Origin of the sequence: Salegentibacter sp., assembly GCF_036568425.1 — a bacterium.
Taxonomy (GTDB): domain Bacteria; phylum Bacteroidota; class Bacteroidia; order Flavobacteriales; family Flavobacteriaceae; genus Salegentibacter.
This window is the reverse complement of record NZ_DATCSO010000046.1, coordinates 1-8,307: the sequence shown is the minus strand read 5'-3', so window position 1 is coordinate 8,307 and position 8,307 is coordinate 1. Positions and strand designations below refer to the sequence as shown.

The 8,307-nt window shown below is 44.4% G+C and carries 9 protein-coding genes; 3 read left to right on the top strand and 6 right to left on the bottom strand.

Annotation, left to right across the window (positions count from 1 at the left end; all coding sequences use genetic code 11):
• A partial coding sequence (katG, locus tag VIM94_RS04875; protein WP_332038167.1) for a catalase/peroxidase HPI occupies positions 1-1,776 on the bottom strand: 1,776 nt, incomplete at its 3' end.
• A 111-nt stretch (positions 1,777-1,887) separates the two neighbouring features.
• On the opposite strand from katG, the gene VIM94_RS04870 reads away from it, so the two are divergent.
• Positions 1,888-2,310, top strand: coding sequence for a histidine kinase (locus VIM94_RS04870; protein ID WP_332038166.1), 423 nt, complete (start codon positions 1,888-1,890; stop codon positions 2,308-2,310).
• Between the two features lie 405 nt (positions 2,311-2,715).
• On the opposite strand, the gene VIM94_RS04865 is transcribed toward VIM94_RS04870, so the two are convergent.
• Entirely contained in the window at positions 2,716-3,336 is a 621-nt protein-coding gene (locus VIM94_RS04865) for a TetR/AcrR family transcriptional regulator (protein WP_332038165.1), read from the bottom strand.
• Positions 3,337-3,513: 177 nt separating this feature from the next.
• On the opposite strand from VIM94_RS04865, the gene VIM94_RS04860 reads away from it, so the two are divergent.
• Together VIM94_RS04860 and VIM94_RS04855 are read left to right on the top strand one after the other, a co-directional pair.
• Complete coding sequence (locus VIM94_RS04860) at positions 3,514-4,167, top strand: transglutaminase-like domain-containing protein (protein WP_332038164.1); 654 nt, start codon at positions 3,514-3,516, stop codon at positions 4,165-4,167.
• A 71-nt stretch (positions 4,168-4,238) separates the two neighbouring features.
• Positions 4,239-6,032 carry an acyl-CoA dehydrogenase family protein gene (locus VIM94_RS04855; RefSeq protein WP_332038163.1) on the top strand — a complete coding sequence of 598 codons (1,794 nt, stop codon included), beginning with the start codon at positions 4,239-4,241 and terminating at the stop codon, positions 6,030-6,032.
• A gap of 56 nt (positions 6,033-6,088) precedes the next feature.
• Here the strand turns inward: VIM94_RS04855 and VIM94_RS04850 are convergent, their stop codons facing one another.
• The 4 genes from VIM94_RS04850 to VIM94_RS04835 form a co-directional block, all read right to left on the bottom strand.
• Complete coding sequence (locus tag VIM94_RS04850; RefSeq protein WP_332038162.1) at positions 6,089-6,322, bottom strand: 2-oxo acid dehydrogenase subunit E2; 234 nt, start codon at positions 6,320-6,322, stop codon at positions 6,089-6,091.
• A gap of 64 nt (positions 6,323-6,386) precedes the next feature.
• Positions 6,387-7,130 carry a LytTR family DNA-binding domain-containing protein gene (locus tag VIM94_RS04845; protein ID WP_332038161.1) on the bottom strand — a complete coding sequence of 248 codons (744 nt, stop codon included), beginning with the start codon at positions 7,128-7,130 and terminating at the stop codon, positions 6,387-6,389.
• Positions 7,131-7,196: 66 nt separating this feature from the next.
• On the bottom strand, positions 7,197-7,508 hold the full coding sequence (locus VIM94_RS04840; RefSeq protein ID WP_332038160.1) for a 2TM domain-containing protein: 312 nt from the start codon (positions 7,506-7,508) through the stop codon (positions 7,197-7,199).
• Positions 7,508-8,307: 2TM domain-containing protein (locus VIM94_RS04835; RefSeq protein WP_332038159.1), on the bottom strand; the 800-nt coding region annotated here is incomplete at its 5' end. The genes VIM94_RS04840 and VIM94_RS04835, both read right to left, overlap by 1 nt.

Here is an 8,307-nt window from a genome sequence, read left to right as displayed (position 1 = left end):
AAAGGCCTCTGCATCGGTTTGTTCTTCCAAAGCATCCCCACGAGCCGCACTAAAAGCTACGTTTATTTCATGTCCCGCATCACGGGCAGCTTTTTCTATAGCCGCGCCGCCGCCCAGCACGATAAGATCGGCCAGGGATACTTTTTTGTTGCCGGACTGCGCTTGGTTAAAATCTTTCTGAATTTCTTCTAATTTTCTAATAACCTTCTGCAGCTGCGGCGGGTTGTTCACTTCCCAATGTCTTTGTGGAGCAAAACGGATTCTGGCTCCATTGGCGCCCCCGCGCTTATCCGAGCCGCGGAAAGTAGAGGCCGAGGCCCAGGCGGTAGATACCAGTTCTGATATCGATAGACCTGAGTTGAGAATCTTTTGCTTAAGCCCTGAAATATCATTATCGTTCACCAATTCGTGATCCGGCTGCGGAATAGGATCCTGCCAGATAAGTTCTTCAGAAGGAACTTCAGGCCCCAGGTAACGGGAAATTGGCCCCATATCCCTGTGGGTTAATTTGTACCAGGCCTTAGAGAAAGCCTCCTTAAATTCCTGCGGATTTTCGTGGAAATGCTTGGAGATCTTTCTATACTCAGGGTCCTCCTTTAAGGAGAGGTCTGTAGTGAGCATAAAAGGAGCGTGTTTCACTGAAGGATCATGGGCATCGGGTACCGTGCCTTCTCCGGCATTGTTTTTTGGTTTCCACTGCCATGCTCCACCCGGGCCTTTATGGCATTCCCATTCAAAGCCGAAGAGGTTATCGAGGAAAAGGTTGGACCATTGGGTTGGTTTTTGAGTCCAGGCACCTTCAATTCCACTGGTGATAGTATATTGTGCGTTTCCTTTTCCGAAGCTGTTTTTCCACCCCAGGCCCATTTCGGTGATATCGGCTCCTGCGGGTTCGGCACCCACATATTTTTCGGCATCTGCTGCCCCATGGGTTTTTCCGAAGGTGTGGCCTCCGGCGATCAGGGCTACAGTTTCATAATCGTTCATCGCCATCCTTCCGAAGGTCTCCCGGATATCTGTTGCCGCGGCTACAGGATCAGGGTTTCCGTTGGGGCCTTCTGGATTCACGTAGATGAGCCCCATATGGGAAGCCCCCAGGGGATCTTCCAGGTTCTCTTTTTGATAGCGTTCCTTGTTGCCAAGCCATTCGCCTTCCGAGCCCCAGTAGATGTCCTCTTCCGGTTCCCAGATGTCTTCGCGGCCCCCGGCAAAACCAAAGGTTTCAAGCCCCATAGATTCCAGGGCTACATTTCCGGCCAGAATCATCAGATCGGCCCAGGAAATTTTTCTTCCGTATTTCTGTTTAATGGGCCACAGGAGTAGGCGGGCCTTATCCAGGTTGGCGTTATCGGGCCAGGAGTTTAAGGGTGCGAACCGCTGAGAACCGGAGCCTGCGCCCCCACGCCCGTCACCTATCCGGTAGGTTCCGGCGCTGTGCCAGGCCATACGTATAAAGAAAGGACCATAGTGCCCATAATCTGCCGGCCACCAGTCCTGGCTGTCGGTCATAAGTTCGTTAAGGTCTTTCTTTACAGCAGCAAGGTCCAGACTTTTAAATTCTTTAGCATAATCAAAATCTTCCCCCATTGGGTTAGATAGGTTAGAGTGTTGTCTCAAAATGTGAAGGTTCAACATATCTGGCCACCAATCTCGGTTGTTGGTTCCCGTTCCGGCGGTCTTTTCTACAGCACCGCCCATAAAGGGACATCGGCTGGATTCATTTACTTCCCAGACTTTGTGGTTATCGGAGTGGTTGGATTGATCATTTTTATCCATAATTCAAAGTTTTAGCGGTTTATAATCTAAAAGTACTATAATTTTTTCTTATTGCTTTTGTGTTTTTATACTTTGTAGCTATGGTGTTTAGATAAAAACTATTGGGGAAGAATGGAGTATTATATCATGGATAGCAATATTGATAAGGCCAGCCGGTTTTTAGGAGATTTCGCCAAATTGAACAGGCTCAATCCGGATCAGTGTACCCGCCCCAGTATATTGCTGAGCGAGGAAATTGAATACCTGAAACCTTATATCAGGATTGAGAATACCCGCTTTAATAATGCGATAAGGGTTGAAATTGTGGTGAATCCCGAGATTGATGTTTATGAAGCGGAGATCCCCAGCATGATCCTGCAAACCTTTGTGGAAAATGTATTTGTGCATGTTTTTCCGGGAAACGTCAAAGAGCCATCCTTAAGGCTAAGCTTTAAAAGATTTTCTAAGGATGTATTGAAATGCAGGATTGAAGACATCGGCGTGAGATTTTCCGAAACTTCACACAGTAAACTTCACACAATTCCAATGGCCTAAAATTGGTAAAAGAGCGATTAAGCTTGCTTGGCTACGATGTGGAAGAAGCTGTACAAATAAAATCAGCTAAAAACCAGGGCTCTGCAGTTATCCTTAAACTGAATATATAACTTTAACTTTCCAAATCCATACGTTTACTAATTCGCGGTTTATAGCCTAGACGTAAATTTTAGTTTTGGGGAATATTAGAAAAAATTATAGCTGTAATTATTAACTAATTGCTCCCGGGGTCATAAATTATAAGTAGGGTTATAGTTTCTGGGGGCAATATTTTTTCTGCTTAATTCTTTCTTGATTTTATTGGTATCGGGGATTCGCTCCAGGCTTCCCTTAACACTATTGCAGGGTTCCAAAAGTCAATAGCTAAAAGGCTTTTTTTTATCACTGGTTACGACCAGATCAACATCACAATTCCCTATAAACCTTTTTAAAGCCTTCCTTTCCTTTTTCGGTAAGGGTAGGAAGCACCAGGTTAAAAAACAATTGCATGTAGTATTCTACTTTTTCAGATTCTTTGCCCTTGAAGAAGAGTTCAGCATCTGAGATCCAGGAATTGGAAACCATAAGCAAAGAGTGTATAAGTAAATCTTTTTGCCGGTCGTTTTTAAAGGCTTTCATGTAGCCCTTATCTACCAGAAATTCAGCAAGTGTGTCCAGAGTTTCCCAGCGTTGATCGAATTGTCGGCGTGCATGTTGCTTGATATGGTCAAAATGTCGCATCACTTTGGTAATCCCCAAATAGATAAATTTATACCGGTAGATCTCCTCGAAAAGCAGTTTTAACCGACTCAACATGAACTCCAGGTTTACTACTTCTTCACGAATGTTGCGGAATTGAATGTCCAGCTCCTCCTGCATGTTGAGATATAACTGAAGGACAATGTCATCCTTCTTAGGGAAGTGGTAGCACAGGTTACCATAGCTAATTCCCATCTCTTCCGCAATGTTTTTGCTGGAAACCTCTGAAATGCCCTTTTCGTTAAAGAGTTGCAAGGCCGTAGCTAATATTTTATCCCTTGTTTTCATAATTCAGATTTCATCCTGCAATATTAAGAATTTAAAAATAGGCATAAGGGCCTATAAAGTCGATAATAATATTTACATTTGTTAGGCATAAATGCCTAATTGTAGCTGTATAAATATGTAAATTAGATAAGTAGGAACATAATGTTCAATTACAATAAAAAGAATTCAGGAACCTGTATGAAAAATATATCTTTTGAGAATTATCTTAATCCCACTGAATTTCTGGATTCCGATCATCCGGCGGTGAGGGAGTTCGTGGAGGAGAATACCGCCGGACTCATGACACCAGAGAAAAAGCTGGCAGCACTGTATTATGCTGTGAGGGATGGTTTCAGATATGATCCTTACCGACTCGATTTTTCGCGGGAAGCCATGAGAGCTAGCCACCTTACCGGTAGGAATTACGGCTATTGTGTTGAGAAAAGCTGCCTTTTTGCTACGGCTGCGAGGGTGATAGGGGTGCCGGCTCGCATGGGCTTTGCCAATGTTCGTAATCATATTGGTACTGCCAGGCTCGAAGCAGTACTCCAGACCAATGTATTGGTGTTTCATGGGTTTGCTGAAGTCTATGTTAACGGCAGATGGATAAAATCTACCCCCGTCTTCAATAAAGAACTATGCGAACACCTAAATGTAGCACCGCTGGATTTTAATGTAGAAGAAGACGCAATATTTCAGGAATATGACCGTGATGGTGCGAAGTTCATGGAATACTTGCATGATTACGGTCGGTTTGAGGATATTCCTTATGATTTTTTTATGAGGGAACTTCAGCGACATTATCCACACCTCAGTAAAGATATCAGTCTGGGTAAGCTAATAGAGTTATAGAAAGAAAATAAGTTTATGATAAACCTGTAAATATACTTCCGAGAGAATTCGGAAAACTAAACTAACCAATTATGAAAACACCACAAGAGACCCGAAAACTAAATACCGGCGGCGCTTTTTTGATCCAGCCCGCCGCAGGGAATAATTTTACCAGCCCCCTTTTTTCTGAAGAAGAAAAAATGGTTATAGGCAGTGTAAAAGAATTTGTTCAGCGTGAAGTTCACCCCCTGGCAGAGGAGATGGAGCACCAGAAGGAGCATAGTCGTTCGGTTGCCCTGCTGGAAAAAGCCGGGGAACTGGGACTCTTGGGCCTGGGCATTCCTGAAGTATACGGAGGCATGCCGGTTTCTTTTACAACCAGTTTAAAGGTGGTAGAAGAGGTGGGCCAGGTATCAGAATTCTCTCCAACCTTTGGAGTCCAAACCAGCATAGGTATTGCACCCATCCTATTTTACGGTTCCGAAGCTCAAAAGCAGCGGTATCTTCCAAAACTGGTAAGCGGAGAGTGGAAGAGCTGTTACTGCTTAACCGAACCGGACTCGGGATCTGATGCCAACTCGGGAAAGACCAGGGCCACCCCGGTGGAAGATGGAGCCGCTTATTTGCTCAACGGACAAAAAATGTGGATCACCAATGCGGGCTTTGCCGATATTTTTATCGTATTCGCCAAAGTGGAGAATGACAGGAATCTTTCTGCTTTTATTGTGGAGAAGGAGTTTGGAGGCATTAGCCTGGGCGAGGAAGAGCGCAAGATGGGGATCAAAGCCTCCTCCACGCGGCAAGTATTCTTCAATGACACCCGGCTACCCTTAGAAAATATGCTGGGAAATCGGGAGGAAGGATTTAAGATAGCCCTGAATGTGCTGAATACCGGACGTATAAAATTGGGAGCAGGTGCAATTGGCACCTCAAAAAGGGCGTTTAATCTCGCTGTGGAATATGCCCTGGAGCGGAAGCAATTCGGGAGTTCTATTAGCAGTTTCGGAGCCATTCAGCATAAGCTGGCACAAATGGCAGTAAGGATTTTCGCCCTGGAGGCAGCCACCTATCGCACGGGACAATTAATAGATGAAAAGACGGCAAGCCTTGAAGCCAGCGGGGTTTCCGCAGAGATGTCGGAGATTGCGGCAGTTTCTGCTTACGGGATCGAGTGTGCTATCCTGAAAGTCTTTGGTTCAGAATGCCTTGACCTGGTGGTAGATGAGGGGGTACAGATATTTGGAGGGATGGGCTTTTCTGAAGATGCGCCCATGGCCAGGCTTTACCGCAATGCCCGCATTACGCGTATCTATGAGGGTACCAACGAGATCAACCGAATGCTGATCGTCGATATGCTATTGAAAAAAGCACTATCCGGAGACCTGGAGCTGCTACCGGCTATAGAGCAGGTTCAACAGGAACTCACATCTATTCCGGCTGAAAAGAATCTGGCCGGAGATAGCCCAGAGGCAGCCATTGGCACTCTGGAAAAGCTTAAAAAAGCAACCCTTATCATCGCCGGAGCAGCAACGCGAAATCTGGGAAAAAAGATTAAGGAAGAGCAGGAGGTACTGATGCATATTTCGGATATGATCATTCAGGTATATCTTCTGGAAGCCGTCTTGATCAAAGCTGAAAAGCATAGAACCAAGCCGGAAGAAACAGGTCTGCAACATATAGTCGACATCAGTCATGTCTTCTTGTATGAGTCTGTAGAAAAAGTCAGGCGGGCAGGTCAGGAAGCCATCCTCAGTTTTGCTAAGGGAGAGGAGCGGTCATTTCTTCTTATGGGGCTGAAACGCTTCACCAAACCCTATAAGTTTGATGTTAAAGATGCGCGTAGGAGGATTGCAGGGGTGATGATTGGTGAAGGGAAGTACGTATAAACTTTTTACAGCTGTTCCAGAATTAATTGACGAGCCTATTCCAATGGTACTACACACTACGTCCTTTGATCTCCGGCAAGAATGACCTGAAGCATGGGGCGTATTGCCAGCATCCCTTCATGTACCAGTGGCTGGTAAGTTATACTATCGAAGCCTATTACGGCCACCTGTGGTGGGTAGATCACCCCAAAAACCTTATCGGTTACGCTTTCTACAAGACTGGTGATAGTAATGGTAGAATAGCTAAGCTCTAAACTTCGGAGTTTCAGAACACGGGCGTGGGGAATCATGCCGTTAAGCTCAATATGAGGCTTGCAGTTGAATTGAGGATTTCAATTTGGTGGTAAGGTGGGCTTATTTTAACCAGTCTTTAAAGCCTTTAACCCGTTCCCGGCTAACGATGATCTTTTCAGAATTGAAATTTTTCAACTTTACTATGAAGCGTTGGTTGGTGTGGGAAATGATATCCTCGATGCATTTGAGGTTGATGATGAATTTTCGGTTGACCCTGTAGAAGTCTTTCGGGTTGAGCAGGGGTTCCAGCTTTTCCAGGCTTTGGTCTATCAGATAAGACCTGTTTTCCCGGGTGTGAAGGTAGGTGGCTTTGTTTTCAGAATAAAAGCAAGCAATGTCTTCGGTGTTTATAATTTTAAGGTGCTGGCCTACACTTATAGTAAAGCGTTTTTTATAATTATCTGAACCGCTGAGCAGGGCTTTGATCTCTTCCAGCTTTAACTGATCGGCCCCGGAATGAGTGGTCCTGAATTTCGTTAGGGCTGTCTCGAGTTCCTCCTCGTCAATAGGTTTTAAAAGATAATCTATACTATTCAGTTTAAAAGCCTTTAAAGCATATTCGTCATAGGCGGTGGTGAAAATAATAGCACTATTTATCTCAACTTCCTCAAAGATCTCAAAGGAAAGTCCGTCACTCAACTGTATGTCCAGCAGAATAAGGTCGGGGTGAGGGTTCTGCCGGAACCATTGAACCCCTTCTTCCACAGAAGTTAATGTAGCTATAACTGAGATACCTTCCTTTTCTAAAAGGCGCTGGAGTCGGCGCGCGGAGGGTTTTTCGTCTTCAATAATTATTACTTTCATCTGTTTAATTTAAACCCGGAACCCTGCCTTATCCGGAGGCTTTTAATCAGGGTTTTATTTTTCAGGTTACTCCCAGGTTTTATTTTTTTCCTTATCCATCAATTCCTTGATCTTGCGCTCTTCCCAGTCTTTTCCGAGGAGCACATTAGGACCAAAAACACTTGCCCAGTGTGCGAACAAACCTATCCCCCAGAAGAAGGCAGTACTGTAATTCCAGATATCACTCAGGCCATTTATGAAGCCCTCATCCCGAGTGCTAACAATAAAAATGGCGATATTGATAAAGAGGTATACCAAAAGATGAACATAAAAGCCCTTGATGTCCTTCACTCTCTTTTGGGCATTTTTGTACTGCAGGCTGTTTTTATTGATTTCCATTAGTTCCAGGTTTTATTTTGTGATTCTTTTTCCATAATCTCCCGGATCTTTCGTTCCTGCCAGGCAGCACCATAACCGAAAACGGAAAAGCCGTGAATAGTAAGGCCCAGACCCCAGCCGAAGAGCGGAAACCAGAACCATTTAAACTCCCAGTAGGTGTAATAATTAATAAAGATAAGGAATGGAATTACAACCATATACGATACCAGGTTAGAGTAAAACTCCTTAATCTCTTTTACCCTTTCTTTTGCTTTGAAATAGGCGTTCTCATGTTGCATTTCATCGTTTTCCATAATTGACAATTGTTTGGTTAATATTGGTAATTTTACTTTAAAAGTGTTCCGGTCTTTTTCAATAAATACTTTTCTTCGCGTCACCAGGCCGTAGCGGTTGATTATGTTCTCAAGACCCACCCCTTCACGTTGGTGGAGGGTCTCCTTTTTTTGCAGGTTATTCTCAACGATCAGGTGCCCCTGCTCCTCGTAGATTTTTATAATTAAGGGTCTGCTTTCACTGGCGATATTATGTTTTATGGCGTTTTCCAGCAATAGTTGAAGGGAGAGGGGGACGATCTTTGCTTCTTCAGAAGTGAAATTCTCATCGATCTCAAAATGGATACTGTTTTCAAATCGCATATGCAGAAGCTTCATATACACCCTGCAAAATTTCAGTTCTTCCTTCAGGCTCACCAGCTCCTTATCTTTCTGCTCAAGTACATAGCGATATACTTTGGAAAGGGAACCGGTAAACTTCTGGGCTTTGGTGGGGTTTTCCTCGATCAGGGCACTCAGCACGTTCA